General features: G+C 69.8%; 17 protein-coding genes and 1 pseudogene. 9 read left to right on the top strand and 9 right to left on the bottom strand.

Annotated features, from left to right (window positions below; all coding sequences use genetic code 11):
- Positions 1-6: 6 nt before the first annotated feature.
- The 3 genes from ACFW48_RS19660 to ACFW48_RS19650 form a co-directional block, all read right to left on the bottom strand.
- A complete protein-coding gene (locus ACFW48_RS19660; RefSeq protein WP_386316241.1) occupies positions 7-552 on the bottom strand; it encodes a YceI family protein in 546 nt (181 codons plus the stop codon).
- Positions 553-638: 86 nt separating this feature from the next.
- A complete protein-coding gene (locus tag ACFW48_RS19655) occupies positions 639-1,469 on the bottom strand; it encodes an endonuclease/exonuclease/phosphatase family protein (RefSeq protein ID WP_386316239.1) in 831 nt (276 codons plus the stop codon).
- 38 nt (positions 1,470-1,507) lie between these two features.
- Entirely contained in the window at positions 1,508-1,990 is a 483-nt protein-coding gene (locus ACFW48_RS19650) for a carboxymuconolactone decarboxylase family protein (RefSeq protein WP_386316237.1), read from the bottom strand.
- A 181-nt stretch (positions 1,991-2,171) separates the two neighbouring features.
- Between ACFW48_RS19650 and sigJ the strand changes: the two genes are divergently transcribed.
- From sigJ to ACFW48_RS19635, 3 genes are all read left to right on the top strand, one after another.
- On the top strand, positions 2,172-3,107 hold the full coding sequence (gene sigJ / locus ACFW48_RS19645) for an RNA polymerase sigma factor SigJ (protein WP_386316236.1): 936 nt from the start codon (positions 2,172-2,174) through the stop codon (positions 3,105-3,107).
- A gap of 497 nt (positions 3,108-3,604) precedes the next feature.
- On the top strand, positions 3,605-4,342 hold the full coding sequence (locus ACFW48_RS19640) for a VOC family protein (protein ID WP_386316234.1): 738 nt from the start codon (positions 3,605-3,607) through the stop codon (positions 4,340-4,342).
- A gap of 622 nt (positions 4,343-4,964) precedes the next feature.
- Entirely contained in the window at positions 4,965-5,462 is a 498-nt protein-coding gene (locus ACFW48_RS19635) for a MarR family winged helix-turn-helix transcriptional regulator (RefSeq protein ID WP_386316232.1), read from the top strand.
- Between the two features lie 270 nt (positions 5,463-5,732).
- Here ACFW48_RS19635 and ACFW48_RS19630 read toward each other — a convergent pair whose 3' ends face one another.
- From ACFW48_RS19630 to ACFW48_RS19605, 6 genes are all read right to left on the bottom strand, one after another.
- Positions 5,733-7,502, bottom strand: a complete 1,770-nt coding sequence (locus ACFW48_RS19630) for a PP2C family protein-serine/threonine phosphatase (protein WP_386316230.1) — start codon at positions 7,500-7,502, stop codon at positions 5,733-5,735.
- Positions 7,489-8,562, bottom strand: a complete 1,074-nt coding sequence (locus ACFW48_RS19625; RefSeq protein ID WP_386316314.1) for a SpoIIE family protein phosphatase — start codon at positions 8,560-8,562, stop codon at positions 7,489-7,491. Before ACFW48_RS19625 ends, ACFW48_RS19630 begins: the two co-directional genes overlap by 14 nt.
- Positions 8,559-9,002 carry an ATP-binding protein gene (locus ACFW48_RS19620; RefSeq protein ID WP_386316228.1) on the bottom strand — a complete coding sequence of 148 codons (444 nt, stop codon included), beginning with the start codon at positions 9,000-9,002 and terminating at the stop codon, positions 8,559-8,561. Before ACFW48_RS19620 ends, ACFW48_RS19625 begins: the two co-directional genes overlap by 4 nt.
- Positions 8,981-9,406 carry an STAS domain-containing protein gene (locus ACFW48_RS19615; protein WP_386316226.1) on the bottom strand — a complete coding sequence of 142 codons (426 nt, stop codon included), beginning with the start codon at positions 9,404-9,406 and terminating at the stop codon, positions 8,981-8,983. Before ACFW48_RS19615 ends, ACFW48_RS19620 begins: the two co-directional genes overlap by 22 nt.
- The gene (locus ACFW48_RS19610; RefSeq protein ID WP_386316224.1) at positions 9,403-10,296 is read right to left on the bottom strand and encodes an STAS domain-containing protein; all 894 of its coding nucleotides are present in this window, start codon (positions 10,294-10,296) and stop codon (positions 9,403-9,405) included. The genes ACFW48_RS19615 and ACFW48_RS19610 overlap by 4 nt, the downstream gene beginning before the upstream one ends.
- A gap of 142 nt (positions 10,297-10,438) precedes the next feature.
- Positions 10,439-11,620, bottom strand: a complete 1,182-nt coding sequence (locus ACFW48_RS19605; RefSeq protein ID WP_386316222.1) for a PP2C family protein-serine/threonine phosphatase — start codon at positions 11,618-11,620, stop codon at positions 10,439-10,441.
- A 122-nt stretch (positions 11,621-11,742) separates the two neighbouring features.
- Here ACFW48_RS19605 and ACFW48_RS19600 point away from each other — a divergent pair, with 122 nt between their 5' ends.
- The 6 genes and pseudogenes from ACFW48_RS19600 to ACFW48_RS19575 all read left to right on the top strand — a co-directional run bounded on the left by ACFW48_RS19600 (position 11,743) and on the right by ACFW48_RS19575 (position 18,687).
- Positions 11,743-12,225 (top strand): MarR family transcriptional regulator, encoded by a 483-nt coding sequence (locus ACFW48_RS19600; protein WP_386316220.1) that lies wholly within the window; start codon positions 11,743-11,745, stop codon positions 12,223-12,225.
- 375 nt (positions 12,226-12,600) lie between these two features.
- Positions 12,601-12,735, top strand: a pseudogene (locus ACFW48_RS19595) (transposase); the annotation flags it as partial.
- A 548-nt stretch (positions 12,736-13,283) separates the two neighbouring features.
- Positions 13,284-14,006: a dienelactone hydrolase family protein gene (locus ACFW48_RS19590; protein WP_386316218.1), complete on the top strand. Its 723-nt coding sequence runs from the start codon at positions 13,284-13,286 to the stop codon at positions 14,004-14,006.
- Positions 14,007-15,166: 1,160 nt separating this feature from the next.
- A complete protein-coding gene (locus ACFW48_RS19585) occupies positions 15,167-16,375 on the top strand; it encodes an NAD(P)/FAD-dependent oxidoreductase (protein WP_386316217.1) in 1,209 nt (402 codons plus the stop codon).
- A 92-nt stretch (positions 16,376-16,467) separates the two neighbouring features.
- The gene (locus ACFW48_RS19580) at positions 16,468-17,364 is read left to right on the top strand and encodes an RNA polymerase sigma-70 factor (protein WP_386316215.1); all 897 of its coding nucleotides are present in this window, start codon (positions 16,468-16,470) and stop codon (positions 17,362-17,364) included.
- A gap of 288 nt (positions 17,365-17,652) precedes the next feature.
- A complete protein-coding gene (locus ACFW48_RS19575) occupies positions 17,653-18,687 on the top strand; it encodes an NADP-dependent oxidoreductase (protein ID WP_386316213.1) in 1,035 nt (344 codons plus the stop codon).
- Positions 18,688-19,421: the final 734 nt, after the last annotated feature.

The raw sequence follows: 19,421 nt of genomic DNA, 5'->3' as shown, positions 1-19,421 counted from the left end.
GCCCCGTCAGGGCTGGCGGACCGCGGAGACGTCGAATTCGAGGGTGACTTTGGGGCTGACCATGGCCGTGGTCATGGCGTTCCAGTTCACACCCCAATCGTTGCGGTCGATGGTGGCGCTGCCCCGGGCGCCGATCCGGCAGTCTCCCCGGGGACCGGTCTCCGTGCCGGTCAGCGTGAACACAACGGTGACCGGTCTGGTAACGGTGCGGATGGTCAGATCGCCGGTGACCCTGAAGACGTTCTCCTCGGCCTGCTCCACCCTGGTCGAGACGAAGGTGAGAGTCGGGTGGCCGTCGGCGTCCAGGAACTTGCCGCTGAGCAGATCGTCGCGCTGCGGCTTGCCGGTCCGGATGCTTCGCGCCCGGATCGTCAGCCGTATCTCGGACTTCGACGGGTGGCCGACGTCCAGGTACGCCTTGCCCTCGAACTCCTCGAACCGCCCGCGCACCCTGGTGGACATGGTGTGCCGGGCGATGAAACCGACGCGCGTACGTGTGGTGTCGAGGAGGTAGTTGCCTGACAGTTCGCCGGGTAGGGACGTGATGGACATGTTGGGATGCTCCTGTGTGGGAAGAGGTCGTCGGGGGCGCGCATGCGACGCGCCGTCGGCGCGGTCGACAGTGACCCGTGACCGGGTCACCGAACTACTCCCAGGTCCAGATCGACGACGACACCGTAGTGGTCACTGGCCCACACACCGTCGCTGGGTTCGTCGAACACGAGCCGGGCGTCGAGAACGCGGGCGAAGGCGTGCGGATGAGCGTGTGGCGAGCCGACGAGGACGTAGTCGAGCCGACGGTGGTGCCGTGGCTGGCGTACCAGACGAGCGATGTCCTCGGACGCGTCGGGGTTGTCCGTGGACCAGGTGTGGCCGGGCCCGGCACCCGCGACCTCCCACGCGTCGTGATAGTGCGTACTGCGTCCTGCGAGCGACTGCCGGCCGGTCAGGTAGCGGATGCCGGCTGTGTCCGGGTCCGCGTTGAAGTCACCGGCCATGATCGTGGGCAAGGCCGTTCGGTGCCGGACGTCCAGGTCGCTCAGGGCCAGCACCTGACGCTCGCGTGCCGCCTCCTGGTCGAGCCGGAACGAGGTCGTGGGCGCGACGAACAGCACCTCGCCCAGATCCGGCAGCGGCACGTGGGCCGCCAGCGTGAGCCACGGCACGTCGGGCGCGTCCGTGCCGCGCTGGTCGAGGACTTCGACGACGCGATGCGGCCACCGGGTCGCGATCGCCGTGCCGCCGTACCGATCGGCGAAGGGCGGCGCCGCCATGGACACCTGCGACTGGTCGGTGCCGTGCAGCCCGGTGCCGGCGATCAATTGGTCCAGTTGCCCGGGCAGGACTTCCTGGAACGCGACGAGGTCCGGAGCGTGTCGCCGTAGCTCAGCGTTGATGAGCGCCATGCGCGCGGCACTGTCTCCCCGGGTGTTCCACACGTTCAACGTGAGGACGCGCAGCCTTGTCACTTCGAAGTTCCTCTCTGCCTGCGGCTCGGGTGGGGTTCCTAGGCCCACTGGGCCCATTGGCCGGGCTGGTAGTCGCTCGCGGGTCGCTGAACGATGACGTTGAGGCGGTTGAAGGTGTTCATGACGGCGATGAGGCACACCAGGGCCGAGAGCTGTTCCTCGTCGTAGTGCTGCGCGGCGTTGGTCCAGGCCTCGTCGGTGACGCCGCCGGCTGCGTCGGCGATGCGGGTGCCCTGCTCGGTCAGCTCCAGGGCCGCTCGCTCCGCGTCGGTGAAGACCGGCGCCTCCCGCCAGGTCGCTACCAGGTGGAGGCGCACGGCGCTCTCTCCGGCGTGCGCGGCCTCCTTGGTGTGCATGTCCAGACAGAATCCGCAGCCGTTGATCTGGCTGGCGCGGATGCGCACCAGCTCCTGCGTGGTGGCCGGCAGCGTCGAATCCGACACGGCCTTGCCCGCCGTGGCGACGTACTTCAAGAACTGGGCCGCCACCGGTTGGGCGAACAGATTCATACGGGCGTCCATGCTTTCTCCATCCCTACAGGGCCGTTCCACCGTGGAACGGCCGTGCGTGAGTCGACGTTCTTACCGGTACGACGACGCGGCGCCCGCGGATGTGAGGTCGGCGCGTCACCTCACATCCGTAGGGGCTGTCTCGTCATATCCGGTGTGGCCTGGCCAGACGCGACCGAAGGAGTGGCGAGACATGAGCACCGAAACCGAGCCGGGAGGCATTCGGCTCGACCCGAGTCTGAGCACGATCATGAGCGAGCGACGTCGGCTCACCAACCTCGCCTACCGACTGCTGGGCTCCCTGGCCGACGCCGAGGATGTCGTGCAGGAGACGTACGCCCGCTGGTACACCATGTCCCAGGAGCAGCAGGAGGGCATCAAGTCGCCAGGCGGGTGGCTGACGAAGGTGGCCGGCCGTATCTGCCTCGACCAGCTCGGCTCGGCGCGGGCGCGGCGCGAGAGGTATGTGGGCGAGTGGATCCCCGAGCCGTTGCCCGATCGCGCGGAGTGGTCCGGCGGGAGGCCAGGCGGAGCCACCACCGATCCGGCTGACCGTGTGACGCTTGACGAGTCGGTCTCCATGGCCTTCCTCGTCCTGCTCGACGCGATGACGCCGGCCGAGCGCGTGGCGTTCATCCTCCATGACGTCTTCGGCTATCCCTTCGCCGAAGTGGCCGAGATCGTCGGCCGTACGCCGGGGGCCTGCCGACAGCTGGCCTCCGCGGCCCGCCGCCGTCTCCGCGCGTCCGAAGTGTCGGCGGCCCGGGCGTCGCGGCAGGCCGCTCTCGTCAGGGACTTCAAACTCGCGTGGGAGGCCAAGGACATCAAGGCCCTGATCGACCTGCTCGACCCCGACGCCACGGGGGTCGCCGACGGCGGAGGCCTGGCCAGCGCGGCGCCCCGGCCCGTCGTGGGCAACGAGCAGATCGCGCGGTACCTGGTGGCCGTCACCGCAACGGCGGACGACCTGACGATCGTGGAACGCACGGTCAACGGTCAGCCCGGCCTGGTCGTCGAGCGCGGCGGTGTCACCGCGGTGGTGATCGCGTTCGAAGTCGCGGGCGACCGCATCAGGAACTTCTGGGCCGTCGCCAATCCCGAGAAGCTGCGTCCCTGGACGACGAGCTGACGGGCGTACCCGAGCGGGAGACCCCCGCGGCGGGTCGTCGGGACGGCTCGTCGCGGGGGCGCTCCGTGTCCGGCCCGGACAGCCAGGCCACGGTGGCGGTCCGAGAGCCGTACTCGGCGAACCGGGTCGCGCCTTCCTTCACCGCGACCGAGGTGCGGCCCGCCGGCACCGATGACGGTCACCGTGCGGCCCGGGCCAAGCTTCGTCAGCTCTACGCGCAGTCTCCGCCCCCTCCCACGTTCCCACCGGGGCCGTGCCCGGCAAAGGGGAGACCGTGCTCCCGACGGCCAGGAACCGATGGCCGAGGTCCAGGGTCTCTGCTGTTCGAGCGTCACGCAGCCGTCGCCGATCTTCCGCACGGAAGCCGCCCGGAACCAGACGCTGTTCAACGGCCGCACCTGGACCGCCCGCGACACGCCTTGTTCCACGGCGGTGCCGAGGTTCTGCTGTCCGAATTCGCAAGCCTGCCCGATGGGGGAGCACCTAGGGTGTGCGGCATGACGCTGCAACTTGTTCAGGTGAACTTCAAGGCCCAGGACGACTCGGCGCTCGGCCAGTTCTGGGCGGAGGCGCTCGGCTGGGGTGTTTCCAGCGAAGGGCCCGGTGTCACCAACCTGGAACCCGTGGGCTTCGACTGGCCTGACCCGGCCGCCGTCTGCATCGACCTCGTCCGCGTCCCGGACCCGGAGACGGTGGAGTACCGCGTGCACATCGAGCTCGCCACCACCTCCGACGCCCATCAGGCGGAGTTGGTCGCACGTCTGAAGCAGCTCGGGGCGACGCCCGCCGATGTGGGCCAGGGTGACGTGCCGTGGGCGGTGATGGCCGACCCGGAAGGCAACGTGTTCAGCGTCCTGGAGCCCCGGGAGCTCTACCGGGACACCGGGCCGATAGCCGCCGTGGTCGTCGCGTGCGCCGACCCACGGGCCATGGTCCGGTTCTGGGGCGAGGCGATCGACTGGACCGTCCACGAGCTGACCGACGACCGGGCTCTGCTGCGCTCCGTCAAGGGCGTCGGACCCTTCCTGGAGTTCCGCCGCACGCCCGACGACGAGGTCGTACGGAGCCGCGTCCATCTCGACGTAATGTCCGACCCCGTCGAGGATCAGGCGAGGGAGGTCGCCCGGCTCGAAGGCCTCGGCGCGGTACGGGCCGATGTGGGTCAGGGTGATGTCTCCTGGGTCGTTCTGGCGGATCCGGCGGGCAACGAGTTCTGCGTACTCGGCCGGGGCTGACGCGGCAATTCTCCTGCTGGTAAGTACGTTCCCGGAAAAGCTGTCCCGGCTTGCTTCCCGGTGCGCAATTGCCTCGGGCTGAGCCGCCCCGCGATCTACCCTCGCGGCCATGACGTCACTCGATGCGCCTGCAGGCTCCCGGATCGCTCCCGCCGGTGCCGGGCTGGTGATCCGGCAGGAGACCGCTGACGATCACCGAGAGGTGCGCGAGGTTCATACGCGATACGCGCGCCTTCGACGACAGCGATCGTGTCCCGGGCTCGTGGAGGCACTTCGCGTTGTTGGTATTCCTGGAGGGTTCGCCGCACTACTACGGCACGCGAGGCTTCGAGGGTGCCGGCGCGGTGGGCTTCCGTTCGCCTCGCGTCGCGGATGGCGCTGTCCGGCACCTCGGTGAGCGTCCACAGCGACGTGCACTCGCGCGCATCCCGGGAGCCCCCTCGAAAACTTGGGTCCAGACGATCCGCTCCTCGTCGAGGGACCGGACGGGGGTCGTCGGTCACTGGTGCAGTTCCTCGAACAGGTCGACCTCGGTGCCGCTTGCCTGTGCGCTCTTCGGGTAGCAGCGCCTGAACGGGAACCCGTATCCGCCCCTGCTAAAGGTTACTGAGAGTGATGTTTTGTGACTGGTCTCGGCAGTTTGGGCGGCGGCCATGTGAGAGGCCCGGATGATGGCCCCGAGGACGTCGCCCTGGAGATTGCCGACGCCGTGGAGTCTCTGACGAGTCTGTGGTCGCTGGCTGCTCAGGGGGCGGTGCTGCGGTTGTCCGTGCACCAGCTGCGGGCGTTGCGAGCGCTGGAGGCGACCCCTGACCTCAATCTCACCGGTCTGGCCGAACGGCTGGCTGTAGGGCTTCCCACCGCCAGTCGGTTGTGTGACCGGCTCGAAGCCGCTGGTTTGCTGGAACGGGCGCTGCACCCGCACAAGCGTCGTGAGGTGCAACTCAGTCTCACCGCGCAGGGACGTCGCGTGCTGGACGATGTCGCAGGGCGTCGAGCACAGGCGCTCACCGCTGTGCTGGCAGGGATGGAACCCGCCGACCGCGCGGCGCTGAGTCGGGGTATGCGGGCTTTCCTGGCGGCGCAGGTATCCGGTTCACCGCTGCACGGGGGCCCGTGAGGGCAGGGACCGGGGCGCCTGTGCGAGGTGGCTGGGTGACCGACTGCAGGACGGTCCGGGCGTAGTCGGCCAGGAGGAGGGTGACGTCCAGGGCGCCGGCCCGCTCGGCCGGGAGGCGGCGCGCGGTGGTGGCGAGTGCGTGAGGGGGAGTCGCTCGAAGCGGGCTTTCCACGGACGGTGGCGGTTCAGTGGCATGCATGGCACCCACCTTCTCCTCTGGTGGTTTCCGAATACCGCCCCATGCGTCCGGCTTGGACGAGTGGACGTGCGTCACGGCATCGTGACGGCGGTGTGGCAGAGCAGCAGGCACACGTCGTCGTCGCGTTCGGAGTCGTGCAGCAACGGCTTGAGCAGACCTTCGGCCGCAGCGTCGAGATTGTGTCCCAGTTCCACCGCGTTCAGCGCCTTCAGAGCCCGCGCAAGCCGCCCGATGCCGACGTCGATGCCCTCTTTCCGCCGCTCGACCAGCCCGTCGGTGTAGAGGGCCAGAGTCGAACCGGGTGGCAGGCCGGCGGCGTGCTCCTGGTACTCGTACGGCACCGGCACCCCGAGCATGGGACCGGGTGTGGCATCCAGGACGCGGACCGTGCCGTCGGGCAGTCGCACGAGGGGCGGGGGATGTCCGGCTGTCGCCCAGCTGATGCCCGGCTCTCCCGGCCTGAACCGGACCAGGGCTGCGGTCGCGTACAACTCGGGCTGCTGGTGGCGCAGCATGCCGTGCATCCGGGTGAGGATGTCGGCCGGTCCGTCACCGGTGACCGCGTAGGCGCGCAGCGCGGTGCGTAGCTGGCCCATCAGCACGGCGGCGTCGAGGCCGTGGCCGGTGACGTCTCCGACGACGGCGAGGAAGCTGCCGTCGGGCTGGGTGAAGGCGTCGTACCAGTCGCCGCCGATGTTCAGTCCGCGGGTGGCGGGCAGGTAGCGGGCGGCCAGGAGCAGCCCCGGTGTGGCGGGCAGGTCGGTGAGCTGCGCGCGTTGCAGGGTCCGGGCGGTGTCCCTGTGCCGTTCGTAGCGGCGGGCATGTTCGAGGGCGACGCCTGCTCGTCGGGTGAGTTCGACCAGCATGAGGCAGGTGTCCGGGTCGAATACGGGTCCTGGTGCGGTCAGGGTGAGCACACCCATCACTCCCGGTCCCGGTGCGGAGAGGGGGATGGACAGCATGGTCTTGTCCGGGGTCATGGCTGAGGGCGGAAGGTCGTCGATGCCGGGCAGTTCGCCGGGGTGAGCGGCGCCTTCGCCGGGGTGAGCGGTGGCGAGCTGGGGACGGCCGGTGCGGGCGGCGACCACGGCGGCGGCCGGGCGGGGAGTGGTGCGGTGGCTGCCGCGCCCCTTCTGGTCTTCGTCGAAGAGCCAGGCATCGACCTGCGCGGCGTAGTCGGGCACGAGGAGGCTGGACAGGCGTCGCAGGATGTCGTCGTGGCGGAGGGACCCGCTGACGGCGGCACTGGCGTTGACGAGGAAGGTGAGCAGGCCCCGGGCGTTCTCGGCCTGCGAGCGCGCCTGCCGCTCGGCGTCCAGTAGTTCCCGCTGGCGCAGAGCGGCGGCGTCGAGTTCGGCGTGGAGGGCCAGTACACCCTGGTTCGTGTGGTGCAGTTCCTCCCGGTGGAAGCGGACAAGGTTGTGTTGCTCGTCCAGGCGCCGCAGGGCCTCTCCCGCGTCCTCGTCGGCGGCGATGAGTGCGTCGGCCAGCACGGTGCGGTCCGGGCAGGGTGGGCGGGTCAGGTCGAGCCGTCCGGTTTCGTGGATGGTGGTCGTCAGGTGCCATCCGGATTCCTGTGGCGGCTGTCCGGTACGGCGCAGGGTTAGTCGGAGCTGCCCGTCGGTGCCGGGGGCGGGCCGACGCAGGTGCAGCAGGAGTTCGTACGCGCCATCGCCGTTTCGTTCTTCAAGACAGTGACGCACCTGGGTGGTCAGAGCCGTCACGAAACGCAGACGTTCCAGCAGGGGAACACCCGCGTCGGCCAGGAGGCGCGCCACGGCTGTCCGGGCGCGTGCCGCGTCGGTGGACGAGCCGATCGGCCACGTGTCAGGGACGGTCATCGGGATATGTGCGGCGGTCGTTCGCCAGTACGGCCACGCTGGTGTCGTCACGCAGAGGGCGCGCCGCGCTACTGGCTTCGCGCAGTACGACTGCTGCGATTACGGCCGGGTCGAGGGTGAGGAGATGGGGGTCGGTGGGTGGCGTCCAGCGGCTGGGCAGGCCGTCACTGTGCACGAGGAGGAGGCTGTCGGCCCGCCACGTTCCGTGCTGCAGGGGCAGGGATGCCGGCAAGCGCGCCCCGACGATGCCCGGGTGGGACAGCAGCGGTCGCCAGGTGCTGCCGGAATGAAGGCGCGCACCCACGTTGCCGACCCCGCAGAAGGAGAACCTGTCGGTGGCCATGTCGGCCTGGCCAACGACGACGGCCGCGCCCCGTGTGGAACGCAGCGCTCCATTGACGCTGCGCAAGATCTCGTCCGGTGGCCGGTCCGCGGTGTTGCGCAGTTGGGCCACAGCGGCGACGGCGGCCTGCGCGGCCCTGATGCCGTGTCCGAGCCCGTCGGCCAGCATGAGGGTCAGACGGCTGCCCGAGCGCACGCAGCCGAAGGCGTCACCCGAGTACTCGCCCTGAGCCAGCGAGACGTTGATGCCGCCGGCTCGCACGCCTCGTCCGGGACGGAGCGTGCGAGCCCGGGCGACGGGTGCGGGCCCGACGCGAGCCACGGCCACGGTGCCCTGTCCGCGTCGGCTGTGCAGGTCGAAGGCGTTCGACACGCGCAGGCAGGTCCCCAGTCCGGCGCCGAGCGAGGCCGGAACTGTCGTGCAGCCATCACGCAGTGCTGCTTCTACGTCGGGGATACCGGGTCCGTGATCGAGCGAGGTGACCTGGACCCACGACGATGTGGCGTCGTCGATGCCGGGATCCTGGGCGAGATTGATCACGATGCGGCCGCCGCCCGCGTGTTTGAGAAGGTTGGTGGCCAGCTCAGTGGCCACCAGTGCGCCGACGGCGGTGCGCTGGGAGTCGAGCCCGGCACGGGCGCACGCCGCCTCGGCGGCCACGCGCACGTCCCGGATGCGTGTGGTGTCGTGTACCGGCACGTCCCAGACGCGGCTCACACGACACCGCTGCGGGGAGAGGGCAGTGCGGAGATCCACTCGGTGATGGTGACATTGGTGCCGTGTCCGGGCCGGCTGTCCAGGGTGAATTCCTGTACCAGACGCTTTGCCCCGCTCAGGCCCAGGCCCAGGCCGCCCCCGGTGGTGTAGCCGTCGGTCATTGCCATGTCGATGTCGCGGATTCCGGGGCCTTCGTCGATGCACGACAGTCTCAGCCCACGGGTCCGGCCATTGTCCAGCGTGGTCATTTCCATATGTCCGCCGCCGCCGTGGACGAGGGTGTTGCGGGCCAGTTCGCTGGCAGCGGTGATCAGCTTCGTCTGCTGGACCAGGCTGAAGCCGAGTGCGGCCGCGGCCTGACGCACCTGATGCCTCGCCCAGGCCAGGTCGGTGTCGGAGCCGATCGTGATCCTGGTCGTCAGGCCGAGTCCGGCTTGCATGACGCGCCCTCCTGCGGATGTGGGGACTGTGCCGCCGAGGGAGCGTTTCCCAGCAGGATCAGCGCGCTCTCGACGTCCAGGGCGGTGCGCAGGCCGGGCAGGGTGAGTCCCAGTTCGACCAACGTGATCGCGACGGCGGGACGCATCCCGGTCAGTACCGTCCGGGCTGCCAGCAGGCGGGCGCCGGCGGCGATCTCGGCCAGGATGCGGCCCAGGAAGGAGTCGACGATCTCCACGCCGGAGATGTCGATGACGACGCCGCTCACCGGCTGTTGTGCGATGCGGTGAGTGATGTCGTGCTGAAGCTGTTCCGCCGCGCCGTCGTGCAGTTCTCCCTGCAGGGTGACCAGCAGAATGTCGCCCAGCTCCAGGACCGGTACGGAGACCGGGGGCTGCGTGATCACCGTCGGCCCGCAACCGAGGGTGTCCGCGGGGAGACTTCGATGCCCTGCCGGCCCAGGGCGTAGGCGAGGGCATCGGCCAGGCCGGCGCGCGTGGTGATGGGTCCGAGGTCGATGCCTAGGTGGACGATGGTCTGAGCGATCGCCGGGCGGATGCCCGAGACGATGCACTCGGCACCCATCAGCTGCGCGGCGGCCACGGTCTTCATCAGGTGCTGGGCGACCAGGGAATCGACCGCGGGAACACCGGTGATGTCCAAGATGGCGTACTGGGCACGTTGAGCGACGATCGCCTCCAGCAGACTCTCCATGACGACTTGGCTGCGGGCACTGTCAAGAGTGCCGATCAGCGGTACTGCCACGACGCCGTCCCACAGTCCGATCACCGGGGTGGCCACCTCGAGAAGCTGCTCACGCTGGCGCGCGATGAGCTCCTCGCCCGCGCTGAGCGCCGTCTCCATCACGACCAGACGCAGGGTGCCCATCAGAACGGTCAGAGCCAGCGCGGCATCCCGGCCCTGCTGGTCCGAGGGGCCGGGGAACTCCGCGAGCAGCAGCTCGGTAGCCGATATCCGCAACGCGGCGACCTCATCGGCGATTTGGGCCGGTGAGAAACCGCTCCGAGCACGGGACGCGGCCATACGCCCCAGCTGGTCACGCACCGCCGCGAAGCCGGTCGCTGCGACGTCCTCCGGCCGGCCGGAAGAGGCAACGACGGCCAGCGCGTCCACCACGGCCTTGCCTGCCTCGACCGCCTCGTCGCGGGAGACGGTGAAGACCGTGCGGAACAAAGGAGCGTCGGCCCAGCGCTGGGCGAGCTGCTCCCGGCGCTGGTCGAGAAAGGCACCTACCTGCCGCGCCGCCGACTCCTGGGCCGCGTCCCGCTCCGACACTTACATCGTCTCCCTTGCGCACAGACTCCGCGCCGCCGAGCGGCATGCACTTCGACAATAATTGCTATATGGCAAACATTAGCCCCGGAGGCGGTGCGCGAACAAGCGTTACCCGGCGCGGGCTTCCGTGCGGCACCGCCGGTCACTGTCCCAGCCAGTCCAGGCAGACCACGAGAGCGTCGTCGTCCGGGATCCGCTGGCCGCGGTGACCCGTGAGCTCCCGCAGGATGGCCCGCGGGACCTCGGCGGCCGGCAGCAGGCGCGTGGCCTGGATCGCGCGGGCCAGTGCGACGTCCCCGTAGGCCTCGCCCTTCGGTGAGGCGACCGCGTAGACTCCGTCGCTGACGAAAACCAGGCGGTCGCCGGGCTCGGCCCGGAACTCCTGGGCCACGTAGTCGGTCTCCTCGAACATGCCCAGCGGCAGCTGTGCCTCCAGCTCGATGCGCTCCACGTTTCCCTCCCGCAGCCGGAGCATCTGCGGCGAACCCGCGTCCACTACCCAGGCCCGGCCGGTGGCGAGCTCGAAGTCGAACATCAGCACCGACAGGTAACAGTGCCCCCGGTACTGGGCGTAGACCGCTTGGTCGGCCAGGGCCGCCTGGTCGGGGAGTGGGAGGCCCGCACGCCGGGCGTTGCGCAGGGCGTTGATGGCCAGGTTCGTCAGCAGGGAGGCCTCTATGCCCTCGCCCATGCCGTTGGTGACGTACAGCATCAGGTGCTCGGCGGTCGCGGACCAGTCGAAGTTGTCGCCGAAGATGGCATAAGCGGGCTCCAGTTGAGCGCCCAGCTCGTACTCGGGTCGAGTGGAGGAACGGCCGGGCAGGAGCTGCCACTGCATCTCGGCCGCCAGCGTGAGCCGGTCCTTGCGGCGCGCCTGCAGATACAGGTCGGTGTCCCGCTCCGCCACGACGACCTCACGCCCGAGCACCTCGGCGATCTCGGCCAGCTCCGTCAAGCATCCGCGGACGTGGTCCCCGCCCGGCAACACGACCGACAGCACGCCCAGCCGGTCACCACGCACACTCACCGGCAGATGCGCACGCACCAAGCCGCCCCCTGGCGCGTCTTCCACAAACGGCTCCTGGGCACCGAACGCCCTCCCCTCGGCGCTGTTGTGCACCGACACCGGCTCCAGGGTGTGCGGCAGAACGGACACCGGCTGCAGCACCGTCAGCCCGTAATCGGCCATGAAGAGCTCGACGCCGTCCGCCGCGTACTGCTCGACCAGTACACGACGGACAGCGTCGAGCAACTCATGCGGTGCCGCCGTACGGACAGCACGTTCAGCGACCACAAATCTGTTCACGTTGGAGAACCCAATCATTTGTCTGGCATGCCGGGAATATGCGGATATGTGATCAATGCGGGAAAAGTTGGCTGCCCGAGGCATCCGTATCCGGAGGGTGGCCCTAGTACGCTGACATCCGTCCCAGCGTCTGCGAGAGTATGGCCGTGAGTACTATCCGCCCCCGCCCACAGCCCGACGAGGTCGCACGCGTGACCTCAACGGCCGCGGAGCTCCTGGAAGTGCTCTGGGGCCGCGCCTCGACGGCTCCCGCATCGGCCTCCCAGTTGCGAGTGCTGCTCATCCTCGAACACCACGAGGGCATCAACCTGCGCACCCTCGCCGACTCCCTCGCCTCTACGCCGCCCTCGACCAGCCGGCTGTGCGACCGGCTCCAGGCCACCGGGTTCGTCGACCGCATAGTGAGCCCGTCCGACCGCCGCGAGGTGCGCCTGCGCCTCAGCGATCGAGGCCGGGCTTTCCTCGACGACCTGCGCCGACGCAGGCAGCGCGAACTGCAGGCGGTGCTGGACGTCATGCCCGCGGCCAAAAGGGCTGCGCTGCTCGAAGGTCTGGAAGCGTTCTGCGACGCCGCAGCAGGCCAGATACACCATGAGGACGATTCCGAAGCCCGGTCCGCCTGAAACGAGCACTGCCGCACCAGACGTCCCGGCCACGCACCACGGCGGCAGCCGGCGCGCGGTGCAACGCCGGCCCATCGGAGCATTACGGCCCCTTCCTCATCCACTCTCTGCCACGGGTACTTTGTTGCCACACGACTATAGTTGTCAAACGGCAACAGTCTCTCCTCCTCTCTCGTTGAGCCACCTGATACCCGCTCAGCCGCCACGCAAGGCCACTGCCGTACGCCTTCACCACTGTCCGTACCGAGCCAGCGGGGTGAGCAACATGCATCCACCACGGCCCGCCGCACCGCCGGATGGCAGGAGGTGTAGATGACATGGCGGGGGCCCGAGGTTCGGGGAGGCGGCGGCGAGGGCAGGGCTCAGAGGCGTCCGCGCCCGCGTGTTGAGCACACCTTCTCCCGCATGAAGAACTACAGGATCCTCCGTGACCGCCGGCAACGCGGCGACGGTCTCCACCACGCCGTCCAGGCCGTCGCCCGCATGCACAACCTCGCCCTCGCCGCATGACCGCACACGCCCAGACACCGCTTCGGCCTGCGTGATCACGGCCTTCCGCAACACCCTTTAGGCAGTCTCGCTTGGCTCAGTCGGCCTCGGCCGTTGCTTCGGATGCGCCGTTGACTGACGCGCAGTGGGCGCGGATTGAGCCACTACTTCCCAAAAGATCATCACCGGCCTCCAACGGCAGACGACTCTCCACGAACAGATCGAACGGGGATGTGCGGAGCCGGTGCCAACGGCAGTGCCTTACGTGCTGCTGGTGAGAAGTGGCACGCCGTCCCCGGTGACAAGCGACCGTGCCTCCGCCGCGCCGAAGTCATGGGTCAAGGACGGCCAGGGGGCAGCCACCCCGCCTTGGCGCAGACCAGGGAGTCCTCGCGAAAACCCGTTGGCGGACCACGGCGACCGTTGCTAATCTGCCGGAGGCCGTGCGAGAGAACGAGGAGGTGGTACCCGTGAACGCTGTATCGACATGGGTGCTCTCCTCCGGGGTCACGGTCGGGCGATAGGTCGTCCGGGAGCGCCGTTCAAGAGCCCTCCCGAAAGGCACGACCGTGCAATTCACTTCTGAGCAGCGCCTCGACGACGGTGTCCTCGAGCGCGAATTCACCCTCGGCGAGATCCCCGGCACCCTGTGGACGCCTGGATCCGCACCGGCCCCGCTGGTCCTGATGGCCCACAACAACGGCCTGCCCAAGGCGGAACCACGGCTGGTGGCCCGGGCCCGGTACACCGCTGCGCGCGGTTACTCGGTGGCCACCATCGACGCCGCCGGGTGCGGTGACCGTCCCCGTTCCGCCGCCGACGAGCAGGCCCGTGCCGGCCTTCGGCGAGCGATGCGGGCCGGCGAGCCGGCCGACGAGATTTTCGAGTCCTTCATCGGCCCGCTGGTCGAGAACGCGGTCCCGGAATGGCAGACCACTCTGGACGCCCTCCTTGAGCTGCCCGAGATCTGCGGCCCGGTCGGGTACTCCGGAGGGTGGACCGCCCTCGGCATTCGCCTGGCGGTGGTCGAGCCGCGCATCGTGGCCGCGGGCTTCTTCGCCGGGGGGTACGTGCCCCGTGCCCAGCGCGAGGAGGCCCGGCAGGTCACCATTCCGCTGCTGTTCCTGCTGCAGTGGGACGACGAAGGGAACCCCCGGCAACAGGCCCTGGACCTGTTTGACGCGTTCGGCAGCAAGGAGAAGACGCTGCACGCCAACCTGGGAGGGCACACCGGCACCCCGTGGTTCGAGTTGGAGGACGGGTGCCGGTTCTTGGACCGGCATCTGAAGTGAGGCCGGGCCGTATGGCGGACGGCAGACGGTGGGCGGTGACGGCATGGATGCCGTCATCGAGGACAGGTCCCGGCCTTCCTCGATGGTGGTGGTCGGCAGATGCCCAACCGCCCGGCCGGCGATGGTGCCAGCCATCGGCGGCACCGGTCGGCCGGCGCGGCGCTCGGCCAACAGCGTCGCCATCGGCTGGGACCATGCCGTGAGGCACTCGACCCGTAATCGCGGATCGCCGGGCAGGCGACCGACTCGACCAACAGCGGCCGGGCTGGGCAGCCGGGGCTGGCGGCCAGCAGCCGCCAGTAGGTACGCGTCACGGCGTTCAGCATCCCGCGGGAGCCGTCGCCGGGCTTGGTGAGACCGCGGTCGGCGTGACCGCGGTGGTCGGCATCAGCCGCGCCTTCATCGAGCAGTTGTGGTCTCCCGCCGCCTTGTTACCTGGCGACAGTTGGTCCGGACCGTCGGACGACTCACCGCGGAGGGGCACGACGGCGGGCAGAGAGCGCCCGGGCTACGGTTTCCCACGTCATTGTCGACGTGGTCGGCACCGGGCTCGGCGCCTACCAGGCCCGGCTCGACCGGCAGGGACGCGGTGAAGACTGCGGACGAGCAGCTGTTTGACGAACTCCTGGCGTGGGCCTTGACCTGGCGGGCCAGTGGGCGCCCGGCCTCGAAGAGCAGCGCGCGTACCCGATGCGGATGTCGGCGCCCGGGGCCGTGCCCGGTGCGAGGGCGAGCGGGGCGGCGCGGCGAACCGGGCTCGGCCTTGCAGCGCGGCCGAGGGCTGACGCTCGACGTCGGCAGCAACGCTCGCAGAAGACTCTTGAGGGGGCCGTCTCAACTGTGGATGGTGTCACGAACGATTCTCAGAAGTACCCCGCACCCACCTTCGAGTGAGAACGGGTTCTGTGAACCGAACCAGTGCTTCGCAGGTTCCGCGCGGACTTGTTCGGTCTCACTCGGGCAAAGGGCCGTGAATGAAAGGGAGTTGGAGTCCCGAGTGCGCGCAGGACTCGCCTCCGACCGGGTTCGTGTACACCCGGCCGGCGCCAATGCGGACCCAGCTCCAGCCGAGCCCCGTGAAGTGATCTGACTCACGTCCTGTCACAGAGGACGATGGCGCGGTGTCTTGAGGCCGAACACCCGGAGTCGGAGGAGGCGTTGTGACTGGGAACCCGCATGTGGTCGTGATCGGTGGCGGATACGCGGGCGTGATGGCCGCGAACCGGCTGATGCTGCGCGACGACGTGACAGTGACACTGATCAACCCGCGCCCCAATTTGGTCCACCGGGTCCGGCTGCATCAGCTGGTCGGCGGCTCCGACGACGCGGTCGTCGCCTACCCGGACGTCCTGGCCGAGGGCGTCCGGGTGGTGGTCGACACCGTCACCAGGATCGACGTGGCCGGGCGGAGCGTGACACTGACGGCCGACGGCACGCTCGGATACGACTACCTGATCTACGCGGTGGGCAGCGGCAGCGCCGAACCGAGCGTGCCGGGGGCGGCCGAGTTCGCCTACCCGATCGCCACCCTGGAGGAGGCGCAGCGGCTGCGCCCGGCTCTCGACGCGGCGCCCGCGACGGCCCCCGTGACAGTGGTCGGCGCTGGTCCCGCCGGCATCGAGACCGCCGCCGAGCTGGCGGAAGCAGGCCGCCGGGTGACTCTGGTCTGCGGAGGTGTACTCGGCCCGTATCTGCACACCCGGGGCCGGCGCTCGGTCGCGAAGCGGCTGGCCCGGCTCGGTGTGACGGTCATCGACGGCTCTGACGCGATGGTGACGGCGGTGACCCGCGAAGCCGTGCGGCTCGCCGACGGCCGTGAGCTGCCGAGCGAGGTCACCGTCTGGACCGTCGGCTTCGGCGTTCCGGACCTGGCCGTCCGCAGCGGGCTGAGCACGGACGCGGTGGGGCGCCTGCTCACGGACGAGACGCTGACGAGCGTGGACGACGCGCGCGTCCTCGCGGCCGGGGACTCGGCGGCACCGTCGGACCTGCCGCTGCGGATGAGCTGTCTGAACGCGATGCCGCTGGGCGCGCGGGCCGCCGACACCGTGCTCAGCCGACTCGCGGGTGAGCAGCCGGAGAACCTTCATCAGTCGATGTACGCCCAGTGCGTCAGCCTGGGCCGAAACGCGGGCATCTACCAGTTCGCCAACAGGTCCGACGTCGCGGTGTGGCTGCACATCGACGACGGCCTGGGCGCCAGGATCAAGGAGGTGGTCTGCGAGGGCATCCTCAAGCACCTGGCCGGAGAGGCGCACAAACCCGGCTCATACAGGTTTCACCGCGTGCCGGGTGGTGTCGCCAAGCGCCGGCAGCTGCTGCGCGCCCACCGCGCCGAGGCACCGGCCGCCGCTGACCGGGCAGTCTGACCGGTGCCCGCTGCGAGGAACTTGCTGTGGACGCATGCGAACGCGGCCGGCCGCCAGGGCCGACCGCGAAGGACGAGGAGAGGGGACGAGAGATGAGCGACGACGCCACCGACCCGGCGACCGAGGCGTTCATCGCCCACCGCAATCTGCTCTTCACCGTCGCCTACGAGATGCTCGGATCGGCCGCCGACGCCGAAGACGTCCTCCAGGAAACTTGGCTGCGCTGGGTCAAGGCCGACCTGGGGCAGGTGAACGACCAGCGCGCCTACCTGGTCCGGATCACCACCCGCCAGGCGCTCAACCGGCTGCGCACCATCAAGCGCCACCGGGAGGCATACGTCGGCCCCTGGCTGCCCGAGCCGCTGCTCACCGCGCCGGACGTGGCCGAGGACGTCGAGCTCGCCGAGAGCGTGTCGATGGCCCTGATGCTCGTCCTCGAGACGCTGTCACCGATGGAACGCGCCGTGTTCGTACTCCGCGAGGTCTTCGACATCGGCTACGACGAGATCGCTGCCGCCGTCGACAAGAGTCCCGCAGCCGTCCGTCAGATCGCCCACCGCGCCCGCCGGCACGTCGACGCCCGCCGCCCCCGCCGGGTGGTCTCCTCGAACGAGGGCCAGGCGGTCCTGGAGTCGTTCCAGCACGCCGTCGAAACCGGGGACCCGCAGGCCCTCCTTGAGGTGCTCGCCCCTGGGGTCGTCCTGATGAGCGACGGCGGCGGCATCAAACACGCCGCGCTGCGGCCGGTCACCGGCGCCGAGCGGGTGGCCCGTATGTTCGCCGGGGGCATGGGCAAGTTCGAAGGCGCGTTCACCACCGAACCGACCGTGGTCAACGGCAAGCCGGCACTCCTCGTCCGCCTGGACGGCGAGATCGACGGCGTCATGGCGATCAGTGTCGAGGACGGCCTCATCACCGGCCTCTACTACGTCCGCAACCCGGAGAAGCTGTCCCACGTCACATCCGCGACTCCGCTCACCCTGCGCTGAACACCAACATCCCCGACCCGCGGACGTGATTCCTTTCCAGACCGGAAGCACCACCAACCTGTTCGCGCCCGAGGAGAAGCCAGCCGCCCTTCCCGCTGGGGGATGGGTCGAAGACGTCAGCGTCGGGGCCGTCAAGGCCGGCGGAGCCGTCGGCGATCGCGGCGGACCTGGCCTACCCAGCCCTGGCCGCCTTCGTGGCGTGGGGCCGCTTCGGCCACGAGTCCTTCACCAGCTGACCCGCCAGGGAGATGACCGATGGACCAAGCAAGTGAGCGAAGTGGAGAAGTCATGAAGGCAGTGCGTTACCACTCCTACGGCGGCAGCGACGTCCTCGTCTACGAGGAGGCAGACCGGCCGGTGCCAGGTGTGGGCCAAGTAGTGGTGCGGGTGGCCGGCACCTCGTACAACGACGCGGACTCCGGCCTGCGCGCGGGGTTGCGACAGGACCTGCTCCCACTGGTCTTCCCGCACATCCCCGGCCTCGACCTGGCCGGAGTCATCACCGAGGTCGGCGAGGGCGTGCCCAACTGGAGCGTGGGGGACGCGGTGGTCGCGCTTCTGCCGGCGGCCGCGCCCGGCGCGGCCGCCGAATACGTCGCCGCATCCGCCGAGGCGCTGGCCACCGCTCCCCGCACCGTCGAGCTGGCCGACGCCGCGGCCCTGCCCCTCGTCGGGCTGACGGCATGGCAGGCCCTGTTCGAACACGCCGACCTCAAGCCCGGGCAGAACATCCTGATCAACGGCGCAGGCAGCGCAGTGGGCGGGTACGCCGTCCAGCTTGCCGCGCAGGCCGGTGCCACCGTGACCGCGACCGCCGGTGCGCGCAGCCGCGACCGTGTCCGCTCCTACGGCGCGAACCGGATCGTCGACTACGCCGTGACCCCCGTTGCGCAGGCGCTGGCCGGGCAGCACTTCGACGTGGTGCTGCAGCTGGCTCCCGCCGGCCCCGAGGAGAACGCGCAGCTGGTGGACCTGGTCGCCGACGGCGGAGCCTTCGTCAGCGTCACCACTCCCGGCCCGCAGGATGCCGGACGCGGGGTGCGCACGGTGCACGTGTTCGTGCGCGGCGACGTCACCCAGCTCGCCGACCTGGTCGCCCGCGTCGACGCCGGAGATCTGGCGATCGAGGTGGCCCAGCGGCTGCCACTGGCCGACCTGGCCACGGTCCACGCCCGTGCCGCAGGCCGGTTCGCCCGGATCGCCGAGCTGGCCGCCCGGGTCGAGGGCGGAGACTTGGCCGAGCGGCTGCGTGCCGACCAGGCCGCGGTCCGCGCCCCGGCTGCCGCCGGAGGCCTGGCCGGCAAGACCGTCCTGACCCCCTGACCTGAGCGACGCCGGCACCGGACAGGTGACCGTGACCTGGCGTTCCCGGGCGGCCTGCAACCCTCAGAAACTCCGGCCGTGGACGGTGGGCCACAGTGCTGGGACCAAAATCGCTCGACCGCACACTTGACCAGATGCCCGACGGCCAGGGCATCGGCGCCGGCCGCCAGACCTCGTCCTCGCCGTCCTCGAAGGCGTCCGGGTCGCGGAAGAAGGGCAGGTCCTGACCGGGGCCGCTGGCCTTGATATTGAAGAGGTAACGGCCCGGGACCAGTTGATGTGCCGGTCCTCGAGCGGGGAGAGCCGGGCGACGTCCTCGTCCTTGACGTCGTAGTCTGCGCGGCGTTCCGCTTGAGATTGACCTTGTTGCGGGCTACGGCCTCCACCGGTCCGTACCCGGCCACCGAGGCGCGCTCTTCCAGCAGTCCGCCCTGGCCGGCACCTGAGCGGCGCGCTTCGAGGACGGCTCCCCACTGGCGCTTGCCGTGCCCGTGCGCGGCCCCGCCTGGGGCACCCCGCACGAGGGTGCGCCGGTGCGGGCACGACGCGGGCGATTGTCGCGGTACTCAGCGGCGGAGCCCCCTACGTCATTGCCAGCGGCCCGTCTGCGAAGCCGGTCGTGGTCATCCGTCCCGGCGGGCGCTGCATCACACTGGACGGGCGGGAGTGCAGCACCGCACGGGCCATCGGTAGCCGGGGTGCACCGGGGCCGGACGACCCAGTGATGGTCAACG

The sequence above is a fragment of the Streptomyces sp. NPDC058812 genome (assembly GCF_042744565.1).
Classification (GTDB): domain Bacteria; phylum Actinomycetota; class Actinomycetes; order Streptomycetales; family Streptomycetaceae; genus Streptomyces; species Streptomyces thinghirensis.
This window is presented reverse-complemented; position numbering and strand designations above follow the sequence as displayed.

Coding starts and splice junctions, on each gene's coding strand:
- ACFW48_RS19660 (WP_386316241.1), bottom strand. CDS start 552: ATGTCCATCACGTCCCTACCCGGCGAACTGTCAGGCAACTACCTCCTC.
- ACFW48_RS19650 (WP_386316237.1), bottom strand. CDS start 1,990: ATGGACGCCCGTATGAATCTGTTCGCCCAACCGGTGGCGGCCCAGTTC.
- sigJ (WP_386316236.1), top strand. CDS start 2,172: ATGAGCACCGAAACCGAGCCGGGAGGCATTCGGCTCGACCCGAGTCTG.
- ACFW48_RS19640 (WP_386316234.1), top strand. CDS start 3,605: ATGACGCTGCAACTTGTTCAGGTGAACTTCAAGGCCCAGGACGACTCG.
- ACFW48_RS19630 (WP_386316230.1), bottom strand. CDS start 7,502: ATGACCGTCCCTGACACGTGGCCGATCGGCTCGTCCACCGACGCGGCA.
- ACFW48_RS19620 (WP_386316228.1), bottom strand. CDS start 9,002: ATGCAAGCCGGACTCGGCCTGACGACCAGGATCACGATCGGCTCCGAC.
- ACFW48_RS19605 (WP_386316222.1), bottom strand. CDS start 11,620: ATGATTGGGTTCTCCAACGTGAACAGATTTGTGGTCGCTGAACGTGCT.
- ACFW48_RS19600 (WP_386316220.1), top strand. CDS start 11,743: ATGGCCGTGAGTACTATCCGCCCCCGCCCACAGCCCGACGAGGTCGCA.
- ACFW48_RS19580 (WP_386316215.1), top strand. CDS start 16,468: ATGAGCGACGACGCCACCGACCCGGCGACCGAGGCGTTCATCGCCCAC.
- ACFW48_RS19575 (WP_386316213.1), top strand. CDS start 17,653: ATGAAGGCAGTGCGTTACCACTCCTACGGCGGCAGCGACGTCCTCGTC.